A 3,885-nucleotide genomic window follows, 5' to 3' on the forward strand; every position below is an offset into this window, starting at 1 on the left:
ACAGGCGAACAAACAGGAGGAGTTTGGACTCGTACTTTAGGAACAGGCGGAAACTTTAACGCAACGGCAGGAACTTTTATTCCAGCAGTAGGCGCCACAACAAGTACTTTTGTTTATACCGTAACAGGAACCGCACCATGTGTTAATGATTCTAGTACAGCTCAGGTAATAATCAATGCACAACCAAATGCAGGAACCGATGGTGCAACTAACGTTTGCGAATCAAGTACCGATGTAATTAATTTATTTACCTTAATAACAGGTGAGCAAACAGGAGGTGTTTGGACAAGAACTGCAGGTACCGGCGGAACATTTAACGCAGCAGCCGGTACCTTTACACCAGGATTTGGAGCAACAACAAGCACCTTTAGATATACTTTAACAGGTGCAGTACCATGTGTAGACGATTTTAGTGAAGTAACCATAACCTTTGTTACCGCGCCAATCATCACACAGCCAACACCATTTGTAGTTTGTGACGATTCATTAAACAATGATGGTATTTACTGCTTTGATTTATCTACAAAAGATGACGAGATTACCATGGCACCAGGAGTTCAAGTAACCTACCACTTAACGGCTACCGATGCCTTAATAGGAGCCAATCCGTTACCAAATCCATATTGCAATAACGATCCAAGTTTCCAAACCATTTATCCAAGAGTTTTTGATCCGTTGGCACCACAATGTCCATCGACAACAACACTAGATTTAGTGGTCAACCCATTACCAATTCCAAATCCAACCATTTCAGATTATGAATTGTGTGATGTAAATAATTCACCAGACGGTTTAGAACAATTCGATTTATCGACTAAAAACTTAGAAATAGCCAACGGACTTACAGGAGTAACGATAAACTATTACTTAACAGAGACTTTGGCAGAAACTAACGATATAACAACAGCATTACCAACAACCTATACCAATACTACGCCTGACGCCCAAGTAATTTGGTTTAATATATCGTATACCGCTACAGGATGTAATACTACAGGATCATTCAATCTAATTGTGAATCCGTTACCGTTGTCCACACAACCAGGATATCCACAATATGAGTTGTGTGATTATGATCAAACTCAGTTAGGTCAAGAAGAGTTTGATTTATCAACACAAGTAACCGCTATATTATTAAATCAAAATGGTATGGATGTAGCATTCTATCCAAGTTTGAATGAAGCTATAAGTGATACCAATGAAATTACAAACTTGTTGTATACCAACGTTCAGCCTTATGCACAAACATTAGGAATTCGAATTACTAATGTACTTACAGGATGTTTTGTAACCTCGACTTTAGATTTAGTAGTAAATCCATTACCAACCTTAGTACCACCAACACAAGCTTATATTGTATGTGGAACAAGCCAAAATGGACAAGCCGAATTTGATTTGAATACCCTAACAGCAGGCATTCAAGGAACCGGAAACTATAACATTAGTTACCACCTTACTCCAGAAGATGCCGAATCAGGATTCAATCCAATCGACTTAACAGTTCCGTATCAAAACAACAGTACTATTCAGTTTTTATATGTACGAGGAGAAGATACTAACGGTAACGGATGTTTTAGCGTAATTCAAATTGAGTTGAACGTAAATCCAAGTCCGATAGTACCACTTACTTTACCAAATTTAGTAGAGTGTGATGACGATAATAATACACAAAACGGAATTACAGCCTTTGATTTAGAACAACAAACGCCAACAATTTTAGCAGCGCAAACACCGCCGTCAAGTAATTACACCGTTACGTATTATACCACATTAAACGATGCTAATTTGCAGCAAAATCCAATTGTTCAAACCGGTACATACCCAGGAACAAACGGGCAAACAATATGGTATGTAGTAGAAAATACACCTACTACCTGTGCCGCTGTAGGATCATTCCAATTAGTAGTAAACACACCAATTGTATTGACCACACCAACGTTATACAAAGTATGTGATAACGATACCAATCCAAATAATTTGTTTACCACATTTGATTTAGTATCCTTTATAGGAACCATACCAGGTCATACCGTAACATTCTATACCAATAACAGTTACACTACTCTTATTACCACACCGGATGCCTTTGTGAATACCATTGCAGCCAATCAAACCATTGGAGTACTAGTAACTAATAATACAACAGGATGTATCAGTAGAAGCACCTTAACGTTAAGCGTACTTCGAGTGCCAACGCCAAGAACCGATCCACCAGCATTGCCAGCACAGTGTGACAACAACAATCCAGGCGATGGATTGGAAGTGTTCAACTTGACAACCAATGCCGCGTACATCATGAATAATGACAACTCGGTAACCTTACATTACTACCCAAGTTATCAAGATGCAATAGATGATACCAATGAAATAGTAACGCCACAAACAGCCTCGGTAGGTGGAAATGTATGGATACGCGTAGAAAGCAATAACTCGATAGATTCAGACAATGAGAATTGTTATGTATTGGTAGAACAAGCTTTAACCGTAAATCCGTTGCCAACAGTAAATCCAGCAATATCAGATTATCAAATCTGTGACAATGGAAGCACACCACCGCCAACATTTGATTTGACTACCAAAATAGTTGAAATCTTAGGAGCAACGCAATTGCCAGCAGATTACACGGTAAGTTTCTATACAAGTCAAGCAGAAGCACAAAGTGGAAGTAACCCAATTGCAACACCAGCGGCATATCCTAACACAAGTAATCCACAGATTATTTATGTACGAGTAGTTAACAATACAACAGGATGTGTTAATGCTACAGGACAGTTTACGATTTTGATCAATCCAAAGCCAACAGCTACCGCGCCAGCAGACTTTGCAACATGTGATACTTTAGGTCCGAACGATGGATTCTATGACTATCCGTTAACTGTATTAGAAGCAGGAATATTAGGAACACAAAATCCAAATGACTTTACAGTAACCTTCTACGATACCTTTGCCGATGCCGATGCAGGAACTAATGCCATAACGAATGAAGCAGGATATTTAGCTTATACGCATACGGTTTGGATACGAGTGACCAATAATGTGACAGGATGTTATGAGTTAACCTCATTTGACGTCATCGTAGAACAACTACCAGAGCCAAATATTACCAGCTCAACTGGATTCAATGTATTGTGTGTTGATTATGTAACCAACATTCCAGCAAGTCCATTAGTTTTAACTGCCAACAACACCATTCCAGGAACATTCACCTACCAATGGTTTGAAGGAACAACCTTGTTAACAGGAGAAACCAATGCTACCTATTCGGTAAACACATCAGCACCAGCAGGAGCAACACGAACCTACACGGTAGTGATGACCAGTGCAAGTGGCGCAACGACACCAGCATGTGATGCTTCAGATAGTTTTGATGTAATCCAATCAGGTCAAGCCTCAATAGTTGGACCAACAGGATATACGGTAACCAATGCCTTTACCGATAATCAAATCATCACGGTAACAGTAGAAGGATATGGAGTATATGAATACAGCTTAGATAACGGACCAAGACAAACTAGCGCAGTATTTACTAATGTATCCTTAGGAAACCATACAATTACAGTTTGGGATGTAGAAAATCCAGGATTTAGTTGTGATCCACTAGAAATTTTGAACGTACAAACAATCGATTATCCACATTATTTCACACCAAATGGAGACGGAATCCACGATACATGGAATATTGCAGGACTATCTGGTCAACCTAACGCAAAAATTTATATATTTGACCGATATGGAAAACTATTGAAACAAATAAGTGCTGCGGGCACCGGATGGGATGGAACCTATAATGGTCAAATGCTACCAGCAACCGACTACTGGTTTACAGTAGAGTACTTAGAACAAACAGTGAAAGAATTTAAAGCCCATTTCTCATTAAAAAGATAA

General features: G+C 39.0%; 1 protein-coding gene. It reads left to right on the forward strand.

Features of this window, described 5'->3' with window-relative positions; genetic code table 11:
* A partial coding sequence (locus ACZ098_RS17120) for a T9SS type B sorting domain-containing protein (protein WP_487312982.1) occupies window positions 1-3,885 on the forward strand: 3,885 nt, incomplete at its 5' end.

Source organism: Flavobacterium sp. SP2 (assembly GCF_057626655.1).